Here is a 26,264-nt window from a genome sequence, read left to right as displayed (position 1 = left end):
AACCGGGGGCTTCGTTATGAAGCTGCGCGTGCTCAGCAGCCCAGCAGGCGGGAGCCGAGGTAGCCCTGGATCTGGTCCAGGGAGACGCGCTCCTGCTTCATGGTGTCGCGCTCGCGCACGGTCACCGCGTTGTCGTCGAGGGTGTCGAAGTCGACGGTGACGCAGAACGGCGTACCGATCTCGTCCTGACGCCGGTAGCGGCGGCCGATGGCACCCGCGTCGTCGAACTCGATGTTCCAGTTCTTCCGCAGGTCCGCGGCGAGGCCCTTGGCCTTGGGCGACAGCTGCGGGTTGCGGGACAGCGGCAGGACCGCGACCTTGACCGGCGCCAGACGCGGGTCGAGGCGCATCACGGCGCGCTTCTCCATGACGCCCTTGGCGTTGGGCGCCTCGTCCTCGTTGTACGCGTCGAGGAGGAATGCCAGCATCGAGCGGCCGACACCGGCCGCGGGCTCGATGACGTACGGCGTGTAACGCTCGCCCTTCTCCTGGTCGAAGTAGGAGAGGTCCGTGCCGGAGGCCTTGGAGTGCGCCTTGAGGTCGAAGTCGGTGCGGTTCGCGACGCCCTCGAGCTCGCCCCACTCGCTGCCGCCGAAGCGGAAGCGGTACTCGATGTCAGCGGTGCGCTTGGAGTAGTGGGAGAGCTTCTCCTGCGGGTGCTCGAACCACCGCATGTTCTCCTCGCGCAGGCCCAGGCCGGTGTACCAGTTCCAGCGCTGCTCCATCCAGTACTCCTGCCACTGCTCGTCCTCGCCCGGCTTGACGAAGAACTCCATCTCCATCTGCTCGAACTCGCGCGTGCGGAAGATGAAGTTGCCCGGAGTGATCTCGTTCCGGAAGGACTTGCCCATCTGCGCGATGCCGAACGGCGGCTTCTTGCGCGAGGTCTGCTGCACCTGACCGAAGTTGGTGAAGATGCCCTGGGCGGTCTCGGGGCGCAGGTAGGCGACCGAGCCGGTGTCCTGGGTCGGGCCGAGGTGGGTGGAGAGGAGCCCCGAGAACGCCTTGGGCTCGGTGAACGTGCCCTTGTTGCCGCAGTTGGGGCAGTTGAGGTCGGCCAGGCCGTTGACGGGCGGCTTGCCGTGCTTCTCCTCGTACGCCTCCTCCAGGTGGTCGGCGCGGTAGCGCTTGTGACAGGAGGTGCACTCGGTGAGCGGGTCGGAGAAGGTGGCGACATGGCCGGAGGCGACCCAGACCTCGGGGGCCAGGATGACCGAGGAGTCAATGCCGACGACGTCCTCGCGCGAAGTGACCATGTAGCGCCACCACTGGCGCTTGAGGTTCTCCTTCAGCTCGACGCCCAGCGGCCCGTAGTCCCAGGCGGCCTTCTGGCCCCCGTAGATCTCACTGCAGGGGTAGACGAAGCCACGGCGCTTGCTCAGGCTGACGATGGTGTCGATCTTGTCGGCGGCCACGGTGCTCTCTTCATTGCGACGGCGAGGGATGGCGAATGCCTCAGATTACCGGCGGGCGCACCCCTTGGATCAAATCGGCAGGGGGTTAACGGGATCCGGACTGTGATCCGGGCATCTCATCGGCCTTGTTGACAATCGTTTCCAGTTTTGTTGAAAATGACTGTCATGAACGTACGCCGCCTCATACCCACGACCGCCGTCGCCGGAGCAGTCGCCCTCGGCCTCACCGCGCTCTCCGCGCTCTCCGCATGCTCCTCCTCCGACGCGGTCGACCACGCGGGCGGCGACAAGCTGAACGTGGTGGCGTCCTTCTACCCGATGCAGTTCCTGGCCGAGAGGATCGGTGGAACGCACGTCTCGGTCACCCAGCTAACGAAGCCGGGCGTCGAGCCGCACGACCTGGACCTCACCCCGCGCCAGATCGGCGGACTGAGCGAGGCCGACTACATCCTGTTCCTCAAGGGCGTCCAGCCGGCCGTCGACGACGCTGTCGGCCAGGCCGGCGTCGAGAACACCGTGGACGCGGCGGAGCTCACCACGCTCGAGAACCACGGCGCCGAGGTCGAAGGCCACGACCACGGCCACGAGGAGGGCGAGGAGCACGCGCACGAGGGCGAGGAGGCGGGCGCCGACCCGCACATCTGGCTGGACCCGGTGAAGTACGCGGAGGTCGCGAAGGGGGTCGGCAAGTCCCTGGAGAAGGCGGACCCCGGCCACGCCGCCGACTACCGCAAGAACACGGACGCCCTGGTCACCGAGTTGAACGCGCTGAACACGGCGTACGAAACCGGGCTGAGGAACACCGCGACCAAGACCTTCATCACCACCCACTCCGCCTTCGGATACCTCGCCGAGCGCTACGGCCTGACCCAGGAGGGCATCGCCGGCATCGACCCCGAGGCCGAGCCCAGCCCCGCCCGGATCAACGAGATCCACACCGTCGCGTCGAAGAACAAGGCCACCACCGTGTTCTTCGAGACGCTCGCCAGCGACAAGACCGCCAAGACGCTGGCGAAGGACCTCGGACTGAAGACCGACGTCCTGGACCCGCTGGAGGGAATCACCGACTCCTCCAAGGGCGCTGACTACCTCGAGGTCATGAAGTCCAACCTGGCCGCGCTGCAGAAGGCTCTCGGCGCGAAGTGACCCCCACCCCGCCCGTACCAGTCGCATCGGAGGCGCTCATGCCCGAGCCCAGCAAGCCCGAACCCGTGATCAGCATGCGCGGAGCCACGGCGACGCTCGGTGCGCGCCCCGTGCTGCGCGGCGTCGACCTCACCGTTCTCCGCGGTGAGGTCGCCGCGCTGCTCGGCGCCAACGGGTCGGGCAAGTCCACGGCCGTGCGCTCCGTCATCGGCCAGGTCCCGCTCACCGGCGGCACCGTCGAACTGTTCGGCACCCCGCTGCGCCGCTTCCGCACGTGGTCCCGCGTCGGCTACGTGCCGCAGCGCACCACGGCGGCCGGCGGCGTCCCCGCCACGGTCCGTGAGGTCGTCTCCTCCGGGCGCCTTTCGCGTACGAAGCTGAGGCTGCCGGGCAAGGCGGACCGGGCGGCCGTCGACCGTGCCATCGAGCTCGTCGGACTCGCCGACCGGGCCAAGGACTCCGTGAACGCCCTCTCCGGCGGGCAGCACCAGCGGGTCCTGATCGCCCGTGCCCTGGCCGCCGAGCCGGAACTGCTGATCATGGACGAACCGATGGCCGGCGTCGACCTGGCCAGCCAGGAGATCCTCGCCGCGACGCTGCGCGAGCAGGTCGCCGCCGGTACGACGGTGCTGCTCGTCCTGCACGAGCTCGGCGCGCTGGAGCCGCTGATCGACCGGGCGATCGTGCTGCGCGACGGCTGCGTGACGCACGACGGACCGCCCCCCGAGGCCCTGGGCCAGCACGCGCTGCCCGGCCACGACCACGTACACCCCCACGCGGCCTCCGAGCCCGTCCGGACGGGACTGCTGACCTGATCATGGAATTCCTCACACCCCCCTTCATGCAGCGGGCCCTGATCGCGGCCGTCCTGGTCGGGATCACCGCCCCCGCCATCGGCATCTTCCTGGTCCAGCGCCGCCAGGCCCTGATGGGCGACGGCATCGGGCACATCGCGATGACCGGTGTCGGCCTCGGCTTCCTGCTCTCCGCCAGCCCCATCTGGATGGCCACGCTCGTCGCCGTCGCGGGCTCGGTCGTCATGGAGCTGATCCGCTGGTACGGACGCACCCGCGGCGACATCGCCCTGGCCATGCTGTTCTACGGTGGCATGGCGGGCGGGGTGATGCTGATCAACCTCTCCGACACCGGCTCCAACGCCAACCTCACCTCGTTCCTCTTCGGCTCCCTGTCGACGGTCTCCGAGGAGGACGTCCGCGCGATCGTCGTGCTGGCCGCCTTCGTGGTGCTGGTGACGGTGGGACTGCGGCGGCAGCTGTTCGCGGTCAGCCAGGACGAGGAGTTCGCCCGGGTCACCGGCCTTCCGGTGCGGGCGCTCAACCTGCTGATCGCCGTGACGGCGGCGGTGACGGTGACCGTGGCGATGCGGGTCGTCGGTCTGCTGCTGGTCAGCGCGCTGATGGTGGTCCCGGTCGCGGCGGCGCAGCAGATCTCGAAGTCCTTCAAGGTGACGTTCGTCCTGGCCGTCGTCATCGGCACGGCCGTGACCCTGAGCGGCACCGTGACCTCGTACTACCAGGACGTGCCGCCCGGCGCGACGATCGTGCTGCTGGCCATCGCCGTGTTCATCGCACTGACCGCACTCGCCGCGCCACTGGCCCGAAGGCGCGCCCGTGAACGCGGAGCGGACACGTCCCAGTGCACCCTGGAGGTACCGAAGGCCCGCACGGCCACGGACGACGTCCGTGTCTGATGTGTCGACCGTGCCGCCGGTACGGGCTGGCACAATGGCCCGACATACGTACGGGCGACATGAGGAGGCACCTGTGGCCACGGCGCCGATCAGTGGCACGAACGCGGCCCCGGTACGCGGCCGGTCCACCAAGCAGCGGGCGGCGGTCGCCGCGGCGCTGGACGAGGTGGACGAGTTCCGCAGCGCCCAGGACCTGCACGATGTGCTCAAGCACCGGGGGGATTCGGTCGGGCTGACGACGGTCTACCGCACCCTGCAGTCCCTCGCGGACGCGGGCGAGGTCGACGTCCTGCGGACGACGGACGGCGAGGCCGTCTACCGGCGCTGCTCGACGGGGGACCACCACCACCACCTGGTGTGCCGGATCTGCGGCAAGGCCGTCGAGGTCGAGGGACCTGCCGTGGAGCAGTGGGCGGAGACGATCGCCTCGCAGCACGGCTACGTGAACGTGGCCCACACGGTGGAGATCTTCGGCACCTGCGCGGAGTGCGCGTCACCCACCGAGTAGGCCGCCCGCCCCGGAGGTCCTCCGGGGCTCCCCGGAGGACTCAGAATCTCGTCGGACGGCCCGTGCGGTCCCGGGCGGTCAGCCGGAATCCCGGCTGACCGCCCCCCGCTCCACGACGTCCGGTTCCTGCGGCACGGCCCCTCCCCCGCTCGACGGGCCGTGGTCGTACAGACCGGTCAGACGGCCGGTCCCTGTCCCGTCGCCGCCTCTTCCTCGGCGCCGCCGAAACGGCGGTCGCGCCGGGCGAACTCCAGGCAGGCGCGCCACAGGTCCCGGCGGTCGAAGTCCGGCCACAGGACGTCCTGGAAGACCATCTCTGCGTACGCGCTCTGCCAGATCAGGTAGTTGGACGTGCGCTGCTCCCCGCTGGGGCGCACGAAGAGGTCGACGTCCGGCATGTCCGGGTAGTAGATGTACTTCGCGAACGTCTTCTCGTTGACCTTCGACGGGTCGAGCTTCCCTGCCGCGACGTCCTGCGCGATGCGCTGCGCGGCGTCGGCGATCTCGGCCCGGCCGCCGTAGTTGACGCAGAAGTACAGCGTCATCTTGTCGTTGTCCTTCGTCTGCTCCTGCGCGACCTGGAGCTCCTGGACGACGGACTTCCACAGCTTCGGCATGCGGCCGACCCAGCGGATCCGGATGCCGAGCTCGTCCATCTCGTCACGCCTGCGGCGGATGACGTCGCGGTTGAAGTTCATCAGGAACTTCACCTCGTCCGGCGAGCGCTTCCAGTTCTCGGTGGAGAAGGCGTACAGCGAGAGGTTCTTGACGCCCATCTCGATGCAGCCCTTGAGGACATCCATGACGACGCCCTCGCCGACCTTGTGGCCCTCGGTGCGCGGGAGGCCCCGCTCCTTGGCCCAGCGGCCGTTGCCGTCCATCACGACCGCGACGTGCTTGGGGACCAGCTCGCCGGGGATCTTCGGCGGGGTGGCACCGGAGGGGTGCGGCTCGGGGGTCTTGTACTCGCGCCGGCTACGGCCACCGAGAATCCCGCGTACTGCCATGAGCTCTCTCGTCTCCCTGTGTCACTTTTCCACGTACCGCAGCGAGCGCAGCCCGCGCTCCAGATGCCAGTGCAGGTAGGCGGACACCAGTCCGCTGCCCTCCCTGACATGACGCGCCTCGGACGCGTCCGCCGTCTCCCAGTCACCGGTGAGCAGTGCGCTCAGCAGCTCGAGGGCCTCCGCTGAGGGTACGACGCTGCCGGGTACCCGGCAGTCGCCGCATATGACGCCGCCCGCCGCGACGGAGAAGAACCGGTTCGGACCGGGCATTCCGCACTTGGCGCAGTCGTCGAAGCTGGGGGCGTAGCCGTTGACGGCGAGGGAACGCAGCAGGAAGGCGTCGAGGATGAGGTTCGGCGCGTGCTCGGCGCGCGAGAGGGTGCGCAGCCCGCCCACCAGCAGCAGGTACTGCTGGACCGCGGGCTCGCCCTCGTGGTCGGTGAAGCGCTCGGCGGTCTCCAGCATCGCGGTGCCCGCGGTGTAGCGGCCGTAGTCGGAGACGATGCCGCCGCCGTACGGGGCGATCGTCTCGCTCTGGGTGCACAGGGGGAGACCGCGGCCGATCAGTTCGCTGCCGCGCGCGAAGAACTGCACGTCCACGTGGGAGAAGGGTTCGAGCCGCGCCCCGAACTTGGACTTGGTGCGCCGCACCCCGCGCGCGACGGCACGCACCCGGCCGTGGCCGCGGGTCAGGATCGTGATGATCCGGTCGGCCTCGCCCAGCTTCTGCGTACGCAGCACGACGCCGTCGTCCCGGAACAAGCTCATGCGCCCATTGTCGCCCACCGGGACGGCGGCCCGTCGGCGGTCCTCATTCCTGGTGGCCCGCGGGTACGACGAGGCCGGACTCGTAGGCGATGATCACGAGTTGTGCCCTGTCCCGGGCGCCCAGCCTGCCCATGATCCTGCTCACATGCGTCTTCGCGGTGAGCGGGCTGAGCCCCAGGGTCTCGGCGATCTCCGTGTTGTTGAGTCCGCGCGCGACGAGGCCGAGAACCTGGCGCTCGCGGTCCGAGAGACGGTCCGGGCCGCCGGTCGCCGCGGTGGCCGGCGGGCGGGGAGCGCTGAGCACCCGGGCGATGAGCCGGGCCGTCGGGCCCGGGGAGAGCAGTGCCTCGCCCGCGGCCACCGTCCTGATGGCGGCGAGGAGCTCGGCGGGCCGGGTGTCCTTGACCAGGAAGCCGGACGCGCCCGCACGCAGTGCCTCCACGACGTGGTCGTCGGTGTCGTACGTCGTCAGCACGAGGACCTTGACCCCGGCGAGGTCCTCGTCGGCGGCGATGCGGCGGGTGGCCTCGATGCCGTCGAGTTCGGGCATGCGGATGTCCATGACGACGAGGTCGGCCCGTGCCGAGCGGGCCTTCTCGACCGCCTCCAGGCCGGTGCCGGCCTCGGCGACGACGGTCATGTCCGGGGCGGACCCGACGAGCATCGCGAAGGCGGCCCTGACGAGGGTCTGGTCGTCGGCGAGCAGGACCCGGATCATCGCGCGGTCTCCTCCGTGCCGGCGGTGACGGCGTCGGCGGCCGCACGCTCCGCGTCGTGGGGTCCGGGCGGTGAGCCGTCCCGGGGCCCGGGCAGCGGCAGCACCGCTGCGACTTCGAAGCCGCCCCCGGGAAGGGGTCCCACGGCCAGTGTGCCGCCCGAACTGCGTGCGCGTTCCCGCATCCCCACGATGCCGAATCCGGGCCCGGAGCCGCCCGTCCCGGAGCTTTCCCGCCCCGCGCCGTCGTCGGTGACCGTGACCCGCAGGGCGCCACTGCCTGGATCCGGTTCCACGGCGACCCTGATCCGCACCCCCGGCCCCGCGTGCCGCACGGCGTTCGTCAGCGACTCCTGCACGATCCGGTACGTGGCGGCGCCGGTCGCCGGGGCGATCCCCTCCGCCGGGTCCCGTACGGAGAGCTCCACCGTCGCTCCCGCCGCCTCGGCAGCCCGTACGAGACCGGGCAGGGCGACCAGGCCGGGCAGCGGCCCCTCGCTCTCGTGGGAGTCCGTACGCAGGACCTGGAGGGTGGTGCGCAGTTCGGCGCGGGCCTCCCGGCAGGTCCCGGCGATGTCGTCGAGGGCCCGCGCGACGGCTTCGCGGTCCAGGCGCTCCGGGTCGACGGTCAGGATGTGTGAGGCCACGGAGGTCTGCACCCCGATGACGGTGATGCTGTGGGCCAGGAGGTCGTGCAGGTCGCGTGCGATCCGCAGCCGCTCCTCGGTGACTCTGCGCCGGGCCTCCTCCTCCCTGGTGCGCTCGGCCCGTTCCGCGCGCTCCACCATGGAGGCGACGTACCGGCGGTAGAACCGCACGTCCACACCGAAGAACAGCACGGCGATGATCCAGCCGGAGGTCCGCAGCAGTTCGAGCCCCTGGTGGGCGTCGATGGCCGACACGACGGACACCATCGCGCCGAGCACGACGCCGCCGGTGAGCAGGGTGCGCAGGGGACGGCCGGTCACCGCCACGGTGTAGAGCACGATGAGGGTCTGCGGCATCGGTGCCGTGTGGGCGTTGTCCATCCCGTGGTAGGCCATGAGGACCGGGATCATCGCGAGCAGGACGACGACGGGGTTGCTGCGGCGCCACACCAGCGGCACGGCACTGGCCAGGAGCAGGGCCCAGCCGACCGCGTCGGGGGCCCTTCCGTCGTGGGTGACGAGGCCGAGCACGACGGACAGCGCACCGGCGCCCCCCGCGATGAGGGCGTCGGTGCGCAGCCTGTGCGGCGCGTCCATGGGGTCGCGGTTGACGACGGCCAGGACGCGCTCGCCGCGGCGCGTGGTTCGGGTTGCGGACACGCTGCCATCCTCGGTCAGTTGCGCGGTTCCCGTCAGCGGGTCGCTGTGAGTTCCGGTGTGCGGGGGCGGTCAGCGGAGGGCTTTCGGCCGAGTGCGCCCGGCCACCACACCCGGCGCCCCAGAGCCACACTCGCCGAGGTCACCAGGTAGGTGCGGACCAGGAAGGTGTCCAGGAGCACACCGACCGCGATGACGAAGCCCATCTCGACCAGGGCCGTCATCGGCATGCTCGTGAGCACGCCGAAGGTGGCCGCGAGCACCAGCCCCGCCGAGGCGATGACCCCGCCGGTGGTGCGCAGGGCGGTGAGCGCGGCGGCCGTCGGTTCGGCTCCGGAGAGGCATTCCTCCCGCATCCGGTGCAGGAGGAAGATCCCGTAGTCGACGCCGAGCGCCACCAGGAAGACGAAGGACAGCAGGGGGAGTCCGGGGTCGGTGCCCTGGAGGCCGAGGAGCGGCTCGAAGAGGAGTCCCGCGATACCGAGCGAGGCTCCCCAGACCGCGACGACGGCGGCGACGAGCAGCAGTGGGGCGACGAGGCTCCGCAGCAGCACGACCAGGATCAGCAGGACGGAGAGGATGACGAGCGGCACGACGAGCTTCAGGTCGCGGGCGCTGGTCTTCTCCAGGTCCATCTGCTGAGCGCTGGGTCCGCCCACGTGGCTGCCCTCCAGAACGCCGCGCAGGGCCTCGATGGTGGCCTGCTCCCCCGCCGACTCGGGCGGGTCCTGGGCGGTGACGGACAGCTCGGTCCAGCCGCCGCCGCTGCGGCCGCGTTCGACGGCCGCGACGCCGTCGGTCGTGCGGGCCGCGGCCAGTGTGCCGTCCGCCCGGCCGGTGGGGGTGATCACGGTGATCGGCTGGGTGGAGCGCTCGGGGTAGGCGGCGGAGAGGGTCTCCATCGCGGTGATCGACTCGGGCCTGGTGGTGAAGGAGTCCTCCTGCTTGAGGTCGCCCGGCATGCTGAACACGCCGAGCGCGAGTGCGCCGAGCAGTACTCCTCCGGAGACGAGCACGGCGACCGGCCTGCGTCCGGCGGAGCTGCCCATGGCGGCGAAGAGCGACCGGCGCTGCTTGGGCGTGCTGCCGTACGCGGGCACGAGCGGCCAGAAGACGCGGCGGCCCAGGAGCACGAGGAGCGCCGGCAGGAGGGTCATCATCGCGAAGAGGGCGCACAGCACCCCGACGGCCGCGATGGGCCCCATGCCCCGGCTGCTGTTGAGGTCGGCGGCGAGCAGGCACAGGAGCCCGGCCGCGACGGTGCCCGAGGAGGCGACGACAGCGGGCCCGCAGCCGCGCAGGGCGGCGGCCATGGCGTCGCGGGGCTGCGCCCAGCGGCCCAGTTCCTCGCGGTAGCGGGCCACGAGCAGCAGGGCGTAGTCGGTGCCCGCGCCGAAGACCAGGATGGTCATCACACCCGAGCTCTGACCGCTGACGGTGATGTCGAAGCCCTGGTTGAGCCCGTACACCACCGCCATCGACAGGAAGTCGGCGAGCCCCGCGACGACCAGGGGCACCAGCCACAGGAACGGGCTGCGGTAGATCAGGATCAGCAGGATCGCGACCACGGCGACGGTCGTGTAGAGCAGCGGACCGTCCAGGGACCCGTAGACCTCCTGGGCGTCGGTCATCAGCGCCCCGGGGCCGCCGACCTCGACGCTCAGCCCACCGCTTCCCTCGGCCGTCCCGCGCACCTCGCCGACGAACGCGGCCCTGGCTTCCTCGTCCTGGCCCGGCTCGGTCGAGGAGACGGGGGCCATCAGGGTCGTGCCGTCCTCGGACGGAATGCCCCGAGGGGTGGCGGTGAGTGTGTGGTCGCGTGCGACCGCGGCGGTCTGTTCGCCGGCCGTGGCCCGGTCGGCCGCGGTCAGTCCGCCGTCCCGGTGGTAGACGAGGACGAGGTCGGTGGACTCACCGCCGGGCAGCGTGTCCTGGATCTTCGCGACCTGGGTGGAGTCCGCGCCCGCCGGCAGGTAGTCCACGGCACGGTCACGCTGTACGTCGGCGAGACTGCCCGCGAACGGCCCCACGACGGCCATCAGCGCGACCCAGAAGGCGACGACCACCCAGGGCACGGCCTGGCGCAGCCGTGACCTGTGCTCGGGCTGCGGTCGCCCGGCGCTCATTTCCGTTTCGGCCCTCATGACGGGGCCCTCCCCTCCTGGACGGTGTCGGTCCTGTCCAGACTCCCGTCCGGGGAGGGCCGATTCGTCGCACGCGGGAGGGACATCACCGCTACTGCCGGGGGTGGCCCACGGCGTCCGGTACTCCCTGGGGAGTACCGCGGCTCCGGGGCCTACGAAGGTGTGCGCGCGGCTGCCGCGAGCAGTTCGGCGGTGTCGCCGGGGCAGAGCTGGAGCGCGCCGCCCACCGTCGTCAGCACCTCGCGTTCGGCCGGGCTGTACGGGCCGTCGGCGAGCGCGATCCTGGCGCCCTGCAGCAGGACCGTCTCGCGTCCGGCCACGGCCAGATGCGGGGCGAGCGGCTTCAGCACCTCGTGCAGTTCGATGGCGAGGGCGGCGCCGCAGGCCTCGGCCGCGGGGTCGGTGCCGTCGCCGTGCCCCGTGTCCGCCGCGAGCACCTCGACGATGGTGAAGAGCTGTTCCTGGGTGCAGTCGTCGAGTCCGGCGTCGCGGACGGTGGCCGCCGCGGCCTCCAGGACCGTACGGGAGGTGGTTCCGCCCGCGGCGAGCACGGCGAGCGTGACGGTGTGCACGGCTTCCCGGAGCATGGCGGAGAACCGGGTGGTGGTGGGGTGCTCGAGGGTGTCGGTCGGGAAGTGGGCCCGGCAGGCCGCGCATTCGATCACGGGGCCGGTGCCGCCGCGCCGCAGCAGCGGCAGGCCGAGCACGGTGAAGCGGTTGCGTCCGGCCAGGCGCCGGTAGTTGCGGTCGCCTCCGCAGCCGGGGCAGAAGAACTCACCGTCGCCCGTGGTGTCCCATACGGTGCGGATGCCACAGATGCGCAGTCTTATGGCGCGTTGTCCTTTGGCTGACCGCACGTCGCACACCTCCGTAACGCTCCGGCAACATTGCCGCGTTGGACGTGATGTTAGCCACATGCGTGATGTGGCGTCAGTATCCCGGATGTCACAACACCCGGAGATGGCCGAACCCCGTCCACCCTCGGCGGGTGGACGGGGCTCCTGAACCGGGTGGTTCCGCGACTTCTCGGACGTATCTCCGAAGGGTCGGCGGAGCCGTCAGCGCGTCGCGCGGTTGACCGCGGAGACGACCGCCTTGAGCGAGGCGCGCGTGGTGTTGGCGTCGATACCGATGCCCCACAGCACCTTGCCGTCGATCGCGCACTCGATGTAGGAGGCGGCCTGGGCGCTCGCGCCCTCGCTCATCGTGTGCTCGGTGTAGTCCAGCAGACGTGCGTCGATGCCGATGGCCTGCAGTGCTTCGAAGAAGGCGGAGATCGGACCGTTGCCGGTACCGGTCAGCACGGTGTCGGCGCCGTCGACGGTCGCCTGGACGGTGAGCGTGTCCTTGCCGTCCGTGTCGGTCGTCGTCTGGCCGGAGCGGATCTGTACGCGTCCCCAGGCGTTCTCCGGGTTGGGCAGGTACTCGTCCTGGAACGTCGACCAGATCTGGTTCGGCGTGACCTCGCCGCCCTCGGCGTCGGTCTTGGCCTGAATGATCCGGGAGAACTCGATCTGCATCCGGCGCGGCAGGTCCAGCTTGTGGTCGTTCTTCAGGACGTAGGCGATTCCGCCCTTGCCGGACTGCGAGTTGACCCGGATGACGGCCTCGTACGAGCGGCCGACGTCCTTCGGGTCGATCGGCAGGTACGGCACCGCCCACTCGATGTCGTCGACGGTCTTCCCCTGGGAGGCGGCGTCGGCCTCCATGGCGTCGAAGCCCTTCTTGATGGCGTCCTGGTGGGAGCCGGAGAAGGCGGTGTAGACCAGGTCGCCCGCGTAGGGGTGGCGCGGGTGGACCTCCATCTGGTTGCAGTACTCGGACGTGCGGCGGATCTCGTCGATCTGCGAGAAGTCGATCTGCGGGTCGACACCCTGGGAGAACAGGTTCATGCCCAGCGTGACCAGGTCGACGTTCCCGGTGCGCTCGCCCTGGCCGAACAGGCAGCCCTCGATGCGGTCGGCGCCCGCCATGATCGCCAGTTCGGCGGCGGCGACGGCGGTGCCGCGGTCGTTGTGCGGGTGGACCGACAGGCAGACGTGCTCGCGGCGGCTCAGGTTGCGGGACATCCACTCGAACCGGTCCGCGTGCGTGGACGGCGTCGAACGCTCCACGGTGGCGGGCAGGTTCAGGATGATCTCGCGGCCCTCCTCCGGCTGCCAGACGTCACAGACGGCCTCGCAGACCTCCAGGGCGAAGTCCAGCTCGGTGTCGGTGAAGATCTCCGGGCTGTACTGGTAGCCGAAGATCGTCTCGTCGCCCAGGATCTTGTCCGCGTACTCCATGACCAGCCGGGTGCCGTCCACGGCGATCTGCTTGACCTGCTCCTTCGAGCCGCGGAAGACCACACGGCGGAAGGTGGGCGCGGTGGCGTTGTACAGGTGGACGGTGGCGCGGCGGGCGCCGACCAGCGACTCGACGGTCCGCTCGATCAGTTCCTCGCGGGCCTGCGTCAGGACGGAGATCGTCACGTCCTCGGGGATCGCGCCCTCTTCGATGATGGAGCGCACGAACGCGAAGTCGGTCTCGCCGGAGGACGGGAAGCCGACCTCGATCTCCTTGTAGCCCATGCGTACGAGCAGGTCGAACATCTCGCGCTTGCGGGCCGGGGACATCGGGTCGATCAGTGCCTGGTTGCCGTCGCGCAAATCGGTGGACAGCCAGCGGGGCGCCCGGGTGATGCGGTTGTCCGGCCACGTGCGGTCGGAGATGTCGACGGCCTCGTACCCGCGGTACTTGTGGACCGGCATCCCGGACGGCTTCTGGAGCTGCGTCGCGTTGGTGACCGGAGTGGGCCCGTTGACGGGGGCGGCTGCGTCGTCGGCGTTCACGGATTCAGCAGCGTTCGCAGCGGAATTTACGGCAGTCATGGCGTAGGGCTCCTCGGAGGTCCAGCAGGGGCGGCCGACTGTGTCGCTGCAACAGCGAACTCCGCGGGGAGGGAGCCGGCCTACGACTACAGGCCCTCGCCGCGGCAGCTAAGAAGGAGCAGCCCGAAACGCATGATGCGGCAAGACTAACCGAGAGGCGCCTGATACGTGGGTCCGTATCAGTATGCGGGATCGGATCACCATGAGGGCAAAACGGTGACTCATCACTCTATTTCGTCAATCACCATCGCAACCAGTGACAGTTCGGTCACGGAGTGCCACAGTCATTTGCATGCAGCCTCGACCGAACAACGGGTTCCACCCCGTCTTCTGCACCATCGTGCCGCCCCATCTCCTCGACAAGCTGTCCCAGGCCGACGACCCGCGCCTGGCCGGCCCCGCACGCCGCACCCTGCGGGCCGACGCGGCCCGGCGCAACCGTCGCCGGATGACCGCGCTGGCCTACACACCGGAGGTCCCGAGCACCTCGGACCCCGTTCCCTCCAAGCCTCACCGGACCCTGTACGACTGCCGCCACGGCACGGACCTGCCGGGCCACAAGGTCCGTGACGAGGGCGACGAGGCCACTCAGGACGCCAGCGTCAACCGTGCGTACGCGGGACTCGGCGCCACCTTCGAGTTGCTCCTCACGGCGTACGGCCGCAGCTCGATCGACGGCAAGGGGCTGCCGCTGATCGGCTCCGTGCACTACGACGAGAAGTACAACAACGCGTTCTTCGACGGCGAGCAGATGGTCTTCGGCGACGGGGACGGCGAGATCTTCCTCGACTTCACCGTCGCCATCGACGTGATCGCCCACGAGCTGGCGCACGGGCTGACCCAGTACACGGCCAACCTGGCGTACCAGGGCCAGTCGGGCGCGCTCAACGAATCGGTGTCCGACGTCTTCGGCTCCCTGGTCAAGCAGTACTCGCTCGGCCAGAGCGCGGAACAGGGTGACTGGCTGATCGGCGCGGGTCTGCTCGCGCCCCGTGTCAGCGGGGTCGCGCTGCGCTCGATGAAGGCTCCGGGCACGGCGTACGACGACGATGTCCTCGGCAAGGACCCGCAGCCCGCGTCGATGGACGACTACATCGAGACGGACGAGGACAACGGCGGGGTGCATCTCAACTCCGGCATCCCGAACCGCGCGTTCTACCTGCTGGCCACGGCGCTCGGCGGCAACGCGTGGGAGCGGGCCGGCCAGATCTGGTTCGACGTCCTGACCGGGGGCGCTCTGGCCCAGGACGCGGAGTTCGCGGACTTCGCCCGGCTGACGGTCGCCGCGGCGCGGAGCCGCTTCGGGGAGGGCGACGAGGCGGAGGCGGTACTCAAGGCGTGGTCGGAGGTCGGCGTTCCGACCAGATGAGCGGGTAGGAGCCGGGCAGGTACGAGCGGATCAGACGGGAGCCGGTGCGCGATGCGGATTCAGGTGAGCCGGACCGGCGGGTTCGCCGGCATCGCACGCCGGGCCGAGGTCGACACCTCGGGCCGGCCCGACGCCGCGGAGTGGGAGGCCCTCGCCCGGGCGGCGCTCGCCGCGGGCCGGGACGGTCCGCCCGCGGGCGTGCCGGACGGCTTCCGCTACCGGATCACGGTCGGCGACCGGACCGTCCACTGCGCGGACCCCCGCCTGACCGAGGCGCAGCGCACGCTGATCGCGCGGATCCTCCAGGAGGGCGCGTAGGCCGGACGGCCCGGGGGTCGCCGGGACGGACGGCCCGCGTGGTGCCGGTGCCGCTCAGAAACCCAGCTTGCGCAGCTGCTTGGGGTCCCGCTGCCAGTCCTTGGCGACCTTCACGTGCAGGTCCAGGAAGACCGGCGTGCCCAGCAGTGCCTCGATGTGCTTGCGCGACTTCGTGCCGACGTCCTTCAGCCGCTGGCCCTTGGGGCCGATGATGATGCCCTTCTGGCTGGGGCGCTCGATGTAGACGTTCGCGTGGATGTCGAGCAGCGGCTTGTCCGCGGGGCGGTCCTCGCGGGGCAGCATCTCCTCGACGACGACCGCGATGGAGTGCGGCAGCTCGTCCCGTACGCCTTCGAGCGCGGCCTCCCGGATCAGCTCCGCGACCATGACCATCTCGGGCTCGTCGGTGAGGTCGCCCTCCGGGTAGAGCGGGGGGCTCTCGGGGAGCAGCGGGGCGATCAGGTCGGCCAGCAGGCCGACCTGCTGGTCCTTGACCGCGGAGACCGGGATGATCTCCGCCCACTCGAAGCCGAGCTCCTCGCCGGCGCGGGAGACGGCCAGCAGCTGCTCGGCGAGCGCCTTGGAGTCGACCAGGTCGGTCTTGGTGATGATCGCGATCTTCGGGGTCTTCTTGATCCCGGCGAGTTCCTTGATGATGAACTTGTCGCCGGGGCCGAGCTTCTGGTCGGCTGGCAGGCAGAAGCCGATGACGTCGACCTCGGCCCAGGTGGTCCGTACGACGTCGTTCAGCCGCTCCCCGAGCAGTGTGCGCGGCTTGTGGAGACCCGGCGTGTCCACCAGGATCAGCTGCGCGTCCGCACGGTGCACGATGCCTCGCACCGTGTGCCGGGTGGTCTGGGGGCGGTTGGAAGTGATCGCCACCTTCTGACCGACCAGAGCGTTCGTGAGGGTGGACTTGCCCGCGTTGGGGCGGCCCACGAAGCAGGCGAAGCCGGCCCGGTGGGGGGCGTTGTTCTCAGCCTGCTGCGCAGCAGCTTCTGTGTTCGGTCGAGCGCTCATGGCGCCCATTCTCCCCGATCCCGGCGGCGGCGTTGCACAGCAGGGCGCATCCGCCCCTGTTCAGCCCGCGGCGACCGTGGTCCGCAGCGTCCCGTCCGGCCCGGCGAGCAGCACGGGCGTGTCGGGTCCGCCCAGGTCACGGACGGCGGCCCGGTCCTCGGCCGAGGGGGCCTCGGCCTGGGAGACGACCGCGGCGGCCTCCAGGGATGTGGCACCGCCGGCCACCGCCATCGCGACGGCGGTCTGCAGCGCGCTGAGCTTCAGCGAGTCCAGGGCGACGGTGCCCGCGGCGTACGTACGTCCCGTCTCGTCCCGTACCGCGGCGCCCTCCGGCACTCCGTTGCGGGCGCGGACGCTGCGGGCCAGGGTGACGATCTTGCGGTCCTCGGGTCCGAGGTCGGTGCTGTCGGTCATGTGCTGAGCATACGAAGCGGGAGTGCACCCGCCCCGCAACGGGGTCCGGTCACCCGGGCACGGGGTACATCGAGCCGCGCCGCCCCTCGGGCGAGTCCAGCCACTGGAGCTTGGCCTCCGTACCCGTGTCGGGCAGCGGAGTGTGCAGCACGATCACCAGGTCCGGGCGGGCCGGGACCCGCAGCTGGGTGGACTCCACGCTGAGTGTGCCGACGAGTGGATGCTGCAGTTCCTTGCGGACCTGGCCGCCGGGGGCGACGTCGCGCCGGTCCCAGAGCGCGGCGAACTCGGTGCTGAGCCTCCTCGCCTCGGCGACGACGGCTCGGAACCCGTCGTCCTCGGGGTGGTCCGAGCAGGCGGCCCGGAACTGCGCGACGACCTGGGACGCGATCAGCTCCCACTGTGTCGACCTGGCCCGGTACACCGGGTCGGTGAAGAAGGCGATCATGCAGTTCTGGACGATGCCGGGACGCATGCCGAGCACCGCCGAAGCCGCGTCGTTGTAGAGCACGGTGTTCCAGTACCGGTCCATGATGTGGGCCGGGAAGGGCATCCAGGCGTCGATGAGCCGGGTGAGGCCCGCGCACATGTCGCGGTCGGCCGGATCGACCTCGGGTGCGGGCGGGTTGAGGCCTGCCAGGACGTAGAGATGGCGGCGTTCCGCGCTGTTGAGCCGCAGCACCCGGGCCACGGAGTCCAGGACCTGGGGCGACACGGTGATGTCGCGGCCCTGCTCCAGCCACTGGTACCAGGAGACGCCGACGCCCGCGAGGACGGCGACCTCCTCGCGGCGCAGCCCGGGGGTACGCCTGCGTGCCCCGCCGTCCGGCAGTCCGGCCTCGGCCGGGGTGACCCTGGCCCTTCGGCTCATCAGGAACTCCCGCAGTTCGGCGAGGCGGTGCGCCTTGTCGCCGGCGACGCTGCGGGCCGTGGTGCTGTTCTGGGCCGGTGAGGCCACGTACTCCCCCTGGTGTCCGTGTCCGTGCGTGCGCCTGCCTGGTGGTGCGGCCAACAGGATAAGTTCCCGCTCCCCACGGATATTCCTGCGGCTCCAGGCTGTCGCACATGGCGATCGAAACCCCAACCACCGCACCCGTCGGCACCGATGACCCCGTGAACCCCGCACCGGCCCGGCTCTCGGGCCGGGCCCGTCTCGTGCTCTTCGTGCTGTGCGCCGCCCAGTTCATGGTGGCGCTCGACTTCTCCGTACTGAATGTGGCACTGCCCGTCCTCGGCAAGGATCTGGGGCTCAGCACGTCGGGGCTCCAGTGGGCCGTCACGGCGTTCGCCCTGCCGTCCGGCGGCTTCCTGCTGCTCTTCGGCCGGATCGCCGATCTCTACGGCAGGCGCAGGCTGTTCCTCACCGGCCTCGCCCTGTTCGGGGCGTCCTCACTCCTGGCGACGCTGGCCTGGGACCCCGCGTCGTTCCTCGCGGGACGGGCGCTGCAGGGACTCGGCGCGGCCGTGATCGTGCCGACCGGGATGTCGCTGCTGACCACGACGTTCCCGGAGGGGCCGCTGCGGGACCGGGCCCTGGGCATCAGCGGCACGCTGCTCTCGCTGGGCTTCACCGTCGGCATGGTGGCGGGCGGTGTGCTCACCGACACGCTCGGCTGGCGCTCCACGATGGGGCTCCTGGCCCTCGCCTCGGTGACCGTGCTCGTCCTGGCACCGAAGGTGCTCGCCGAGTCCCGTACGCCGGAACGGCCGAAGCTGGACGTGCCGGGTGCCGTGACCGTCACCGGCGGTCTGCTCGCGCTGATCTACTCGCTGTCGACGGCGGCCCAGCGCGGCTTCGGCGACGCTGACGTCCTCGTCACGCTCGTCGTGGGGGTGGCGCTCCTGGCGGCCTTCGGGATCGTCGAGTCCCGTTCGGCGGCTCCGCTGGTCTCCCTTCCGATGCTGCGCCGCCGCACGGTGGCGTTCGGCAACCTGGGCGGTCTGGCGACCTTCTCGATGATGAGCACCGTCGTCTTCGTCCTGACCCTGTACCTCCAGGAGGTGCTGGGGCTCTCCGCCTTCGGGACGGGGCTGGTCTTCGGTGTGCAGGGCATCGCCTCGGTGGCGGCGGGGATGTACGCGTCGAGGGTCATCGGCCGCTTCGGCGCCCGCCCGACCCTGGTCGTCTCGCTGCTCGGTCAGGGCCTGTTCATCGGGGCGCTGCTCGCTCTGGGCGAGGACTCGGGTGTCCTGCTCGCGACGGTGGCCGTCTCGCTGGCCAGCATGTTCCACCTGGGCGCGATCATCTCGTACGGGGTGACGGTGACGTCCGGTGTCCCTGACGAGGAGCAGGGCCTGGCGACCGGTCTGGTCACCACGACCCAGCAGGTGGGGATCACGGTCGGCATCCCGCTGCTGGGCGTGCTCGCCACGACGCAGGGCGCGCTGTTCGACGGCGTGCGGCTGGTGGTGGCGTCGGCCGCGGTGATCCTGGTGGCGGCGGGCCTGGCGGCGGGTGCGGGTCTGCGGCGGGCGGGCTGAGCGCCGCGCTACGGCCGGTCCAGCTTGAGGCGTTCCGCCTTGGGGAGGCCGGCCACCACCAGGTCGTAACTGTCCTCGATGAGCTCCCGGACCATCCGGGCCGGGAGCCCGGAGACCGTCACCGTGTTCCAGTGCCGCTTGTTCATGTGCCAGCCGGGCACGATCGCGGTGTATTCCTCCCGGAGGCGTACGGCGTCGTCCGGGTCGCACTTGAGGTTGACCGTCAGCGGCCGGGCGTCCAGCGCGCTGAGGGCGAACATCTTCCCGAGGACCTTGAAGACCGAGGTCTCGGGGCCGAAGGGGAATTCCTCGGCACTCGCGTTGAACTCCAGGCAGAACGCCCGCAACTCCTGGGGAGTCATCCCGATTCCGTTCCCTCCGGTTCCACCAGCACGGTGACGATCTTGTTCCGGCGGCCCGCCGGGGACTCCGCGGTGAGCCGGAGCCTGCGGCCGTCGGGGAGGTCGACCGCCGAGGAGGCTCCGGCGATCGGGACCCGCCCGAGAGCCTTCGCCAGCAGACCGCCGACCGTCTCCACGTCCTCGTCGTCGTATTCGTCGAGGTCGAACAGATCCCCGAGGTCGCCGATGTCGAGCCGCGCGGTCACCCGGAAGCAGCCGTTCTCCAGCTCCTGGACCGGCGGGAGTTCGCGGTCGTACTCGTCGGTGATCTCGCCGACGATCTCCTCGAGGATGTCCTCGATGGTGACGATGCCCGCCGTGCCGCCGTACTCGTCGATGACGACCGCGACGTGGCTGCGGTCCTGCTGCATCTCGCGCAGCAGGTCGCCGGCGTTCTTCGTGTCGGGTACGAACGCGGCGGGGCGCATCGCCGTGGAGACGAGGTCGGCCTCCGCGTCCCTGTTGATGTGCGTCTTGCGGACCAGGTCCTTGAGGTAGACGACGCCGACGATGTCGTCCTCGTTCTCCCCGGTGACCGGGATCCGCGAGAAACCGGAGCGCAGGGCGAGGGTCAGCGCCTGGCGGACCGTCTTGTAGCGCTCTATGCAGACCAGGTCGGTGCGGGGCACCATCACCTCGCGCACGAGGGTGTCGCCGAGCTCGAAGACCGAGTGCACCATGCGGCGTTCCTCGTCCTCGATGAGCGACTCCTGCTCGGCGAGGTCGACCATCGCGCGCAGCTCGGCCTCGCTGGCGAAGGGGCCCTTGCGGAAGCCCTTGCCCGGGGTCAGCGCGTTGCCGATGAGGATCAGGAGCTGCGGGATCGGGCCCATGATCCTGGCCAGCGGCAGCAGGACGTACGCCGCCGCCGTGGCCGTGTTCAGCGGGTGCTGGCGGCCGATGGTGCGCGGCGAGACCCCGATGGCGACGTAACTGACGAGGACCATCACGCCCATGGCGACGGCCAGCGCCTCCCAGGTCTCCGGGAACTCGCTCAGGCAGGCGTACGTGACGAGCACGCCGGCCGACATCTCGCAGGCGACCCGTACGAGCAGGGCCACGTTGAGATAGCGGGTGGGGTCGGCGGCGACCTGCGACAGCTTGTCGCTGCCGCGCCGGCCGGCCCGGACGGCGCCCGCTGCCCGGAAGCTCGACGTCCGGGCGATCCCGGCCTCGGCACAGGCCGCCAGCCAGCCGACGACGAGCAGAAGGACGACGCCCGTGACGAGGGGGACGCTCACGAGACGGTGGGTGCGGGCGACGGCCCGGTCAGCCCGCGCTCACCGCGCCAGCCGTCGACGATCGCCGCCTGCAGGCCGAACATCTCGGCCTTCTCGTTCGGCTCCTCGTGGTCGTATCCGAGGAGGTGCAGCACTCCGTGGACGGTGAGGAGCTGCAGTTCCTCGTCCATGGAGTGCCCGGTGTCCGCCTCTTCGCCCTGCTTCTTCGCGACCTCGGGGCAGAGCACGATGTCACCGAGGAGCCCCTGCGGGGGCTCCTCGTCGTCCTTGGCCGGCGGACGGAGCTCGTCCATCGGGAAGGACATGACATCCGTCGGTCCCGGGAGGTCCATCCACTGGATGTGGAGCTGCTCCATGGCCGCGGTGTCGACCACGATCACCGAGAGTTCGGACAGCGGGTGGATCCGCATCCGGGCGAGCGCGTAGCGGGCGATGTCGAGGATCGCCTGCTCGTCGACCTCGGTTCCGGACTCGTTGTTGACGTCGATCGACATGGTGCGGTGCGACTACTTCCCGTTGCGGCCGTCTCGGCCCTCTGCGTTGTCGTACTTCTCGTACGCGTCGACGATACGGCCGACCAGCTTGTGCCGGACGACATCCTGGGACGTGAGCCGGGAGAAGTGCACGTCCGGGACACCTTCCAGGATCTCCTGCACCTGGCGCAGACCGCTCTTCGTCCCGGTCGGGAGGTCGACCTGGGTGACGTCACCCGTGACGACGATCTTCGAGTCGAAGCCGAGCCGGGTCAGGAACATCTTCATCTGCTCGGCGCTGGTGTTCTGCGCCTCGTCGAGGATGATGAACGCGTCGTTCAAGGTCCGGCCACGCATGTACGCCAGCGGCGCCACCTCGATCGTGCCCGCCGCCATCAGCCGCGGGATCGAGTCGGGGTCGAGCATGTCGTGCAGTGCGTCGTACAGCGGGCGCAGGTACGGGTCGATCTTGTCGAACAGCGTGCCCGGCAGGAAGCCGAGCCGCTCGCCCGCCTCGACGGCCGGCCTGGTCAGGATGATCCGGCTGACCTGCTTGGACTGCAGGGCCTGGACCGCCTTGGCCATCGCGAGATAGGTCTTGCCGGTGCCTGCCGGGCCGATACCGAAGACGATGGTGTGCTTGTCGATGGCGTCGACGTACCGCTTCTGGTTGAGCGTCTTGGGGCGGATCGTGCGGCCGCGGCTGGAGAGGATGTTCTGGGTGAGCACCTCGGCGGGGGTCTCCACGTCGTCCCCCTTGCCGTTCCCGCTCGCCCTGAGCATGGCGATCGAGCGTTCCACAGCGTCCTCCGTCATCGGCAGCCCGGTGCGGAGCACCAGCACCATCTCGTCGAACAGGCGCTGGATCAGGGCGACGTCCGCCGCGCTTCCAGTCGCGCTTATCTCATTGCCCCGGACATGGATGTCGGCAGCCGGGAACGCCGTTTCGATCACGCGCAGCAGCGAGTCACCCGATCCCAGGAGCATCACCATGGGGTGTGCGGCCGGAATCCTGATCTGGGCACGCGCCTGCGGCTGTGTAGGTGACTGAGTCATGGGCCGGCCCTCGGGCCTGCACATACCTCCCGTTGCAGGGCAGTCGCTGCTCGACGGCCTCTGGAGTACCAGCGTACGACTCCGTACTGACAACACCGAGAGGTTTTACCGCGCGATCATCAGCCCTTCACTGGCGGAAGCCGATGGTCGGGACGGCACGGCGCAGCGGCCACGCCCGGCTGGCGGCGGGCAGGAGCTCCTGGAGGAACGCGTACCGCTCCAGGGCCGCCGGGTCCTGGTCGGCGCAGGCGCGCACCTGCTGCCACCATGCGGCGATCTCCGCCCAGCCGGGCGCGGACAGCGATCCGCCGAACTCCTGCACCGAGAGGGCGGCGGTCAGTCCGGCGAAGGCGAGGCGGTCGGCGAGCGGCCAGCCGGCCAGGGTGCCGGTGACGAACCCGGCGACGAACACGTCGCCCGCCCCGGTGGGGTCCAGGGCCTCCACCTCGATGGCCGGCACCTCCGCGGCGGTGCCGGTCTCCCGGTCCACCGCGTACGCGCCTTCCGCGCCCAGGGTGACCACGGCTAGGGGTACCCGCTCGGTCAGGGCGTGTGCGGCGGCGCGCGGGCAGTCGGTGCGGGTGTAGCGCATGGCCTCCTCGGCGTTGGGCAGGAAGGCCAGGCAGTGCCGCAGGTCGGGGAGGGCGTCCAGGTCCCAGCGGCCCGTCTCGTCCCAGCCGACGTCGGCGAAGACCAGAGCGCCGTCACGGGCCGCCCCGGCCACCCAGGGCTCGCTGCGGCCGGGGGTGAGCGAGGCGATGGCCGCGCGGGCGCGCGGCGGGCAGTGCGGGAACGTCCGGCCGGGTGCGGGGGTGTCGGGGGCCGGCGCCTCGTGGCCGTGGGAGACCATCGTGCGCTCGCCCTCGTACGCCATGGAGACGGTGACCGGGGAGTGCCAGCCGGGAACCGTGCGCGACATCGACAGGTCGATGTGTTCGCCCTGTTCCAGGGCGTCCCAGCAGTACTCCCCGTAGTGGTCGTCGCCGAACGCGGCGGCCAGCGAGGTGCGCAGTCCGAGCCTGGCGAGCGCGGTGGCCATGTTGGCGACGCCGCCGGGGCTGGAGCCCATCCCCCTGGCCCAGGACTCGGTGCCGCGCACGGGTGCGCTGTCCAGGCCGGTGAAGATGATGTCCAGGAAGACCGTGCCCGTCAGGAAGACGTCGCAGGGCGGGTCCTGCGGGGCGCGCAGCCCGAGCAGCGGGTCGATGCCTGGATTACCTGTGCTCACCGTGCGCTCCCCGGCCGTGGCAGATCTGAACAGTGCGAGATCCGGCCAGTTTGCCCGATCCGCTCGCGCAGTCCGGGAGTCCGCGCCGTCTCGCACACACCGACCCTGACCTGCATAAACATGCGCTGCTACCCGGTCAAGAAGTGAATAAACTCGAAAGTGACCCAGATCACATCGCGACGACTTTCCGTCCGCTGTGCGCGCTTGATACAAATTGGCCCGCGAGCACCGTTCACGACAGTTGACGACGAGTGTCGCATCTCCCGCTTTTTATCGCTTTACCCTCCCCTGCGCCACTCCTCGCATTGCCCTCCCCTGCCTTCTTCTGCCTCTTCTGGCATGTCTTCAGGAACGCCCATGTCCTCGCGCCCTCGCGCCGCGTGGCCCCTGGTTGCCGTGTTCACCGCCGGTTACCTCGCCGCCTATCTGCTCCCCACCATCGTCGGCCGTCTCAGCGCCTATCTGGGGCTGAGCTCCGCCCAGGCCGGACTGGTCGGCAGCGCCCTCCTGCTGAGCTCGGCCTCCGCCGGTTTCACCCTGGCGGGGCGCGTCGACAGATACGGGGCACGCAGACCGGCGCGCATCGGGCTCGTACTGGCCGCGCTGGGCTACGGCTGCGCGGCGCTGACGGGCTCCGTGCCGCTGGTGGTCGCGGGTGTCGTCGTCGGCGGCTTCGGATCGGGCGCGGCGACCGCGGTCGCGGCGTCCGGCATCGCCGCCCAGCGCGATCCGCACCGGACCTCGTCCCTGGGGCTGCTCAGCGTCTCGGCGACGGCCGGTGCGCTCTACCTGACGATCCCTCACCTCGGCGGCGGGCACCGGCTCCCCTTCGCCTCGATCGCCCTGGTCGCGCTCCTCGTCTGGCCCGCCACCTCCAGGCTGGGCGGCTCCGTGCCCGCGGGCGGCGGCGCGCAGGTCTCCGGCCGGCTGCCGCACCGGCGGTCGGGGCTGGTGCTCGCGGGCGGAATGCTCGTCTGGTCCATGGCGCAGAACGCGCTGTGGGGCGTGAGCAGCCGGATCGGCGTCGTCCAGGTCGGGCTCTCCGAGGTGACCGTCGGCGCCGTGTTCGCCGCCGCGCTGGGAGCGGGCCTGCTCGGTGTCATGGGCGCCGGGATGCTGGGTGCCCGGCTCGGCCGCGCCGTGCCGATCGGCCTCGGGACGATGATCATCGCTGCGAGCATCGTGCTCAGCTCGTCGGCGCAGGACCTCGGCTCCTTCGCGACCGGCGAGATCATGTGGAACACCTTCTACCCGGTGGTCCTGTCGTATCTGATCGGTCTGGCCGCCTCGCTCGATGTGCGTGGCCGCTGGGCGGTCCTCGCGGGCTCGGCGTCGTCCGTCGGTGTGGCCTGCGGACCCGTCCTCGGCAGTGTGCTCTCCGAGCAGGCCGGCTACGCGGTGATGGGCCTGATCCTGGGGGCGGCCACGCTGCTGGTCGCGGCCCCCGTCACCGCTGTCGCACTGCACACCGGCGGGCGCCCGCTGGTGCCGGGTTCGGTCCGGCGCAGGGGCGGTGCCCCGGCCGCGCTCCTCGCCGCGACGACCGGCAGCATGTCCGGCGCGGTGCCCAAGCTGGGCGCGCCGGAGCAGGCCGTCACGGAGATCAGCGTTCCCGCGCTGCGCCGGAGGCGGCTGGTCAGGAGCGCGTTCCGGACGGCCGGCCCCGCGGGCGGGTCCGGTCAGTCGAACGCGTACGCCTCGACCTCGCAGAGGTAGCGCGCCCTGCGCTCCTCGTCGTGGTCGAGGAAGGCCGCCTCGAAGGAGTTGCGGGCCAGGGTGCGCAGCTGCTCGCGGTCCAGGCCGAGCGCCTCGTGGACGGCGTGGAAGGTGTCTCCGACGTATCCGCCGAAGTAGGCGGGGTCGTCGGAGTTCACCGTGCAGAGCAGCCCGGCGGCCATCATGGCCGGCAGCGGGTGGTCCTCCAGGGTGTCGACGGCGCGCAGCCTGACGTTGGACAGCGGGCAGAGCGTGAGCGGGATCCGCTCGGAGACGAGCCGGTCCACCAGCTCCGGGTCCTCCATGCAGCGCAGCCCGTGATCGATGCGCTCGACGCCCAGGACGTCCAGGGCCTCGCGGATGTACTCCGGCGGGCCCTCCTCGCCGGCGTGGGCGACCTTGCGCAGGCCGAGGGCCGTGGCCGCCGCGTACACCTCGCGGAACTTCGCGGGCGGGTGGCCGGCCTCCGCGGAGTCGAGTCCGACGGCGCTGATGCGGTGGAGGTACGGCTTCGCGGCCTCCAGGGTCTCCAGCGCCGATTCCGCGGACAGGTCGCGCAGGAAGCACATGATCAGCTGGGTGGAGATGCCGTGCGTCTCCTCGCTGCGCTCCAGCGCCCTGCCGAGCCCTTCGATGACGGTGCCGATCGGGACACCGCGGTCGGTGTGAGCCTGCGGGTCGAAGAAGATCTCCGCGTGCCGGACACCCTGGGCGGCGGCGCGGGCGAGGTAGGCGTCGGCCAGTTCGGCGAAGTCGTCCTCGGTGCGCAGCACCGCCATGAGCGCGTAGTAGAGGTCGAGGAAGCTCTGCAGGTCCTCGAAGAGGTAGGCGGTGCGCAGCTCTTCGGTGTCCGCGAAGGGCAGGTCCACCCCGTTGCGTGCGGCGAGCGCGAAGGCCAGCTCGGGTTCGAGGGTTCCTTCGATGTGGAGGTGGAGTTCGGCTTTGGGGAGGTGCACAGT

Annotated in this window: 25 protein-coding genes; 8 read left to right on the top strand and 17 right to left on the bottom strand. The window is 70.6% G+C overall.

What is annotated here, in order from left to right:
- Positions 1–32: 32 nt before the first annotated feature.
- Positions 33–1,415 carry a glycine--tRNA ligase gene (locus OG257_RS26005; protein ID WP_329211256.1) on the bottom strand — a complete coding sequence of 461 codons (1,383 nt, stop codon included), beginning with the start codon at positions 1,413–1,415 and terminating at the stop codon, positions 33–35.
- Between the two features lie 165 nt (positions 1,416–1,580).
- Between OG257_RS26005 and OG257_RS26000 the strand changes: the two genes are divergently transcribed.
- The 4 genes from OG257_RS26000 (at position 1,581) to OG257_RS25985 (ending at position 4,780) form a co-directional block, all read left to right on the top strand.
- Positions 1,581–2,561, top strand: coding sequence for a metal ABC transporter substrate-binding protein (locus OG257_RS26000; protein ID WP_329211254.1), 981 nt, complete (start codon positions 1,581–1,583; stop codon positions 2,559–2,561).
- A gap of 38 nt (positions 2,562–2,599) precedes the next feature.
- Complete coding sequence (locus tag OG257_RS25995) at positions 2,600–3,376, top strand: metal ABC transporter ATP-binding protein (protein ID WP_329211252.1); 777 nt, start codon at positions 2,600–2,602, stop codon at positions 3,374–3,376.
- Positions 3,377–3,378: 2 nt separating this feature from the next.
- Positions 3,379–4,272, top strand: a complete 894-nt coding sequence (locus tag OG257_RS25990; RefSeq protein ID WP_329211250.1) for a metal ABC transporter permease — start codon at positions 3,379–3,381, stop codon at positions 4,270–4,272.
- A gap of 73 nt (positions 4,273–4,345) precedes the next feature.
- Entirely contained in the window at positions 4,346–4,780 is a 435-nt protein-coding gene (locus OG257_RS25985) for a Fur family transcriptional regulator (RefSeq protein ID WP_329211248.1), read from the top strand.
- A 176-nt stretch (positions 4,781–4,956) separates the two neighbouring features.
- Here the strand turns inward: OG257_RS25985 and OG257_RS25980 are convergent, their stop codons facing one another.
- The 7 genes from OG257_RS25980 to leuA form a co-directional block, all read right to left on the bottom strand.
- The gene (locus OG257_RS25980) at positions 4,957–5,787 is read right to left on the bottom strand and encodes an isoprenyl transferase (protein ID WP_329211247.1); all 831 of its coding nucleotides are present in this window, start codon (positions 5,785–5,787) and stop codon (positions 4,957–4,959) included.
- 21 nt (positions 5,788–5,808) lie between these two features.
- On the bottom strand, positions 5,809–6,555 hold the full coding sequence (gene recO, locus OG257_RS25975; RefSeq protein WP_329211245.1) for a DNA repair protein RecO: 747 nt from the start codon (positions 6,553–6,555) through the stop codon (positions 5,809–5,811).
- A 43-nt stretch (positions 6,556–6,598) separates the two neighbouring features.
- The gene (locus OG257_RS25970; RefSeq protein WP_329211244.1) at positions 6,599–7,273 is read right to left on the bottom strand and encodes a response regulator transcription factor; all 675 of its coding nucleotides are present in this window, start codon (positions 7,271–7,273) and stop codon (positions 6,599–6,601) included.
- Positions 7,270–8,514, bottom strand: a complete 1,245-nt coding sequence (locus tag OG257_RS25965) for a sensor histidine kinase (protein ID WP_443054576.1) — start codon at positions 8,512–8,514, stop codon at positions 7,270–7,272. Before OG257_RS25965 ends, OG257_RS25970 begins: the two co-directional genes overlap by 4 nt.
- A 95-nt stretch (positions 8,515–8,609) precedes the next feature.
- Positions 8,610–10,700 carry an MMPL family transporter gene (locus tag OG257_RS25960; RefSeq protein ID WP_443054575.1) on the bottom strand — a complete coding sequence of 697 codons (2,091 nt, stop codon included), beginning with the start codon at positions 10,698–10,700 and terminating at the stop codon, positions 8,610–8,612.
- Between the two features lie 170 nt (positions 10,701–10,870).
- Positions 10,871–11,575 carry a tellurite resistance TerB family protein gene (locus tag OG257_RS25955; protein WP_329211239.1) on the bottom strand — a complete coding sequence of 235 codons (705 nt, stop codon included), beginning with the start codon at positions 11,573–11,575 and terminating at the stop codon, positions 10,871–10,873.
- A 201-nt stretch (positions 11,576–11,776) separates the two neighbouring features.
- Positions 11,777–13,588, bottom strand: a complete 1,812-nt coding sequence (gene leuA, locus OG257_RS25950) for a 2-isopropylmalate synthase (RefSeq protein WP_329211237.1) — start codon at positions 13,586–13,588, stop codon at positions 11,777–11,779.
- A 292-nt stretch (positions 13,589–13,880) separates the two neighbouring features.
- Between leuA and OG257_RS25945 the strand changes: the two genes are divergently transcribed.
- Complete coding sequence (locus OG257_RS25945) at positions 13,881–14,957, top strand: M4 family metallopeptidase (RefSeq protein WP_329211236.1); 1,077 nt, start codon at positions 13,881–13,883, stop codon at positions 14,955–14,957.
- Between the two features lie 51 nt (positions 14,958–15,008).
- Positions 15,009–15,275 (top strand): protealysin inhibitor emfourin, encoded by a 267-nt coding sequence (locus tag OG257_RS25940; RefSeq protein WP_329211234.1) that lies wholly within the window; start codon positions 15,009–15,011, stop codon positions 15,273–15,275.
- Positions 15,276–15,329: 54 nt separating this feature from the next.
- Here OG257_RS25940 and era read toward each other — a convergent pair whose 3' ends face one another.
- From era to OG257_RS25925, 3 genes are read right to left on the bottom strand one after another with little or no spacing between them, the layout of a single operon-like run.
- Entirely contained in the window at positions 15,330–16,304 is a 975-nt protein-coding gene (gene era, locus OG257_RS25935) for a GTPase Era (RefSeq protein WP_329211232.1), read from the bottom strand.
- Between the two features lie 51 nt (positions 16,305–16,355).
- Positions 16,356–16,709, bottom strand: a complete 354-nt coding sequence (locus OG257_RS25930; protein WP_329211230.1) for a cytidine deaminase — start codon at positions 16,707–16,709, stop codon at positions 16,356–16,358.
- 49 nt (positions 16,710–16,758) lie between these two features.
- Complete coding sequence (locus OG257_RS25925; RefSeq protein ID WP_329211228.1) at positions 16,759–17,667, bottom strand: helix-turn-helix transcriptional regulator; 909 nt, start codon at positions 17,665–17,667, stop codon at positions 16,759–16,761.
- A gap of 107 nt (positions 17,668–17,774) precedes the next feature.
- Between OG257_RS25925 and OG257_RS25920 the strand changes: the two genes are divergently transcribed.
- A complete protein-coding gene (locus tag OG257_RS25920) occupies positions 17,775–19,190 on the top strand; it encodes an MFS transporter (protein ID WP_329211227.1) in 1,416 nt (471 codons plus the stop codon).
- Positions 19,191–19,198: 8 nt separating this feature from the next.
- On the opposite strand, the gene OG257_RS25915 is transcribed toward OG257_RS25920, so the two are convergent.
- The 5 genes from OG257_RS25915 to OG257_RS25895 all read right to left on the bottom strand — a co-directional run bounded on the left by OG257_RS25915 (position 19,199) and on the right by OG257_RS25895 (position 23,589).
- The gene (locus OG257_RS25915; protein WP_329211225.1) at positions 19,199–19,552 is read right to left on the bottom strand and encodes an MmcQ/YjbR family DNA-binding protein; all 354 of its coding nucleotides are present in this window, start codon (positions 19,550–19,552) and stop codon (positions 19,199–19,201) included.
- Positions 19,549–20,832 (bottom strand): hemolysin family protein, encoded by a 1,284-nt coding sequence (locus tag OG257_RS25910; protein ID WP_329211223.1) that lies wholly within the window; start codon positions 20,830–20,832, stop codon positions 19,549–19,551. Before OG257_RS25910 ends, OG257_RS25915 begins: the two co-directional genes overlap by 4 nt.
- Entirely contained in the window at positions 20,829–21,326 is a 498-nt protein-coding gene (gene ybeY / locus OG257_RS25905; RefSeq protein WP_329211222.1) for an rRNA maturation RNase YbeY, read from the bottom strand. Before ybeY ends, OG257_RS25910 begins: the two co-directional genes overlap by 4 nt.
- A 12-nt stretch (positions 21,327–21,338) precedes the next feature.
- Positions 21,339–22,361, bottom strand: a complete 1,023-nt coding sequence (locus tag OG257_RS25900) for a PhoH family protein (RefSeq protein ID WP_329211221.1) — start codon at positions 22,359–22,361, stop codon at positions 21,339–21,341.
- A gap of 127 nt (positions 22,362–22,488) precedes the next feature.
- Positions 22,489–23,589 (bottom strand): carbohydrate kinase family protein, encoded by a 1,101-nt coding sequence (locus OG257_RS25895; protein WP_329211218.1) that lies wholly within the window; start codon positions 23,587–23,589, stop codon positions 22,489–22,491.
- 357 nt (positions 23,590–23,946) lie between these two features.
- Here OG257_RS25895 and OG257_RS25890 point away from each other — a divergent pair, with 357 nt between their 5' ends.
- Positions 23,947–25,305: an MFS transporter gene (locus OG257_RS25890; RefSeq protein ID WP_329211216.1), complete on the top strand. Its 1,359-nt coding sequence runs from the start codon at positions 23,947–23,949 to the stop codon at positions 25,303–25,305.
- On the opposite strand, the gene OG257_RS25885 is transcribed toward OG257_RS25890, so the two are convergent.
- Positions 25,269–26,261: an adenosine deaminase gene (locus OG257_RS25885; protein WP_329211214.1), complete on the bottom strand. Its 993-nt coding sequence runs from the start codon at positions 26,259–26,261 to the stop codon at positions 25,269–25,271. The genes OG257_RS25890 and OG257_RS25885 overlap by 37 nt on opposite strands.
- Positions 26,262–26,264 lie beyond the last annotated feature (3 nt).

The sequence above is a fragment of the Streptomyces sp. NBC_00683 genome, assembly GCF_036226745.1.
Lineage (GTDB): Bacteria > Actinomycetota > Actinomycetes > Streptomycetales > Streptomycetaceae > Streptomyces.
This window is presented reverse-complemented; position numbering and strand designations above follow the sequence as displayed.

Bases quoted from the DNA above. Each gene is read 5' to 3' on its own strand.
- OG257_RS26000 (WP_329211254.1), top strand. From the start codon at position 1,581: ATGAACGTACGCCGCCTCATACCCACGACCGCCGTCGCCGGAGCAGTC.
- OG257_RS25995 (WP_329211252.1), top strand. From the start codon at position 2,600: ATGCCCGAGCCCAGCAAGCCCGAACCCGTGATCAGCATGCGCGGAGCC.
- OG257_RS25990 (WP_329211250.1), top strand. From the start codon at position 3,379: ATGGAATTCCTCACACCCCCCTTCATGCAGCGGGCCCTGATCGCGGCC.
- OG257_RS25980 (WP_329211247.1), bottom strand. From the start codon at position 5,787: ATGGCAGTACGCGGGATTCTCGGTGGCCGTAGCCGGCGCGAGTACAAG.
- recO (WP_329211245.1), bottom strand. From the start codon at position 6,555: ATGAGCTTGTTCCGGGACGACGGCGTCGTGCTGCGTACGCAGAAGCTG.
- OG257_RS25970 (WP_329211244.1), bottom strand. From the start codon at position 7,273: ATGATCCGGGTCCTGCTCGCCGACGACCAGACCCTCGTCAGGGCCGCC.
- OG257_RS25965 (WP_443054576.1), bottom strand. From the start codon at position 8,514: ATGGACGCGCCGCACAGGCTGCGCACCGACGCCCTCATCGCGGGGGGC.
- OG257_RS25960 (WP_443054575.1), bottom strand. From the start codon at position 10,700: ATGAGCGCCGGGCGACCGCAGCCCGAGCACAGGTCACGGCTGCGCCAG.
- leuA (WP_329211237.1), bottom strand. From the start codon at position 13,588: ATGACTGCCGTAAATTCCGCTGCGAACGCTGCTGAATCCGTGAACGCC.
- OG257_RS25945 (WP_329211236.1), top strand. From the start codon at position 13,881: ATGCAGCCTCGACCGAACAACGGGTTCCACCCCGTCTTCTGCACCATC.
- OG257_RS25940 (WP_329211234.1), top strand. From the start codon at position 15,009: ATGCGGATTCAGGTGAGCCGGACCGGCGGGTTCGCCGGCATCGCACGC.
- era (WP_329211232.1), bottom strand. From the start codon at position 16,304: ATGGGCGCCATGAGCGCTCGACCGAACACAGAAGCTGCTGCGCAGCAG.
- OG257_RS25930 (WP_329211230.1), bottom strand. From the start codon at position 16,709: ATGACCGACAGCACCGACCTCGGACCCGAGGACCGCAAGATCGTCACC.
- OG257_RS25920 (WP_329211227.1), top strand. From the start codon at position 17,775: ATGGCGATCGAAACCCCAACCACCGCACCCGTCGGCACCGATGACCCC.
- OG257_RS25915 (WP_329211225.1), bottom strand. From the start codon at position 19,552: ATGACTCCCCAGGAGTTGCGGGCGTTCTGCCTGGAGTTCAACGCGAGT.
- ybeY (WP_329211222.1), bottom strand. From the start codon at position 21,326: ATGTCGATCGACGTCAACAACGAGTCCGGAACCGAGGTCGACGAGCAG.
- OG257_RS25900 (WP_329211221.1), bottom strand. From the start codon at position 22,361: ATGACTCAGTCACCTACACAGCCGCAGGCGCGTGCCCAGATCAGGATT.
- OG257_RS25890 (WP_329211216.1), top strand. From the start codon at position 23,947: ATGTCCTCGCGCCCTCGCGCCGCGTGGCCCCTGGTTGCCGTGTTCACC.